Annotated in this window: 1 protein-coding gene; it reads left to right on the forward strand. The window is 67.6% G+C overall.

Annotated elements, in window-relative coordinates; translation table 11 throughout:
- Positions 1 to 16 precede the first annotated feature (16 nt).
- Positions 17 to 207 (forward strand): DUF6332 family protein (locus J0695_RS42790; protein WP_242553832.1); only part of this gene is annotated, 191 nt, incomplete at its 3' end.

Raw genomic sequence — 207 nt, forward strand, 5'->3', positions numbered from 1 at the left:
TGTGAGACTTTCCCGTATGGGGCACAGAAGCCGGGCCGAGCGTGACGCGATGACCGTGGAGATCGGCTATGCGCTGGTCAGTGCGGCTTTCGTCGCCGTGGCCACCTTCGCCGGTGTCATCAGCCCGGTGTACTTCTTCGATCTGGACGGCACCGCGCGGCGACGACGGCTGCCACGGTCAGCGCCCGCCGCGGCGCTCGTCTTCGT

The sequence above is a fragment of the Streptomyces beijiangensis genome (assembly GCF_017315755.1).
Taxonomy (GTDB): domain Bacteria; phylum Actinomycetota; class Actinomycetes; order Streptomycetales; family Streptomycetaceae; genus Streptomyces; species Streptomyces beijiangensis.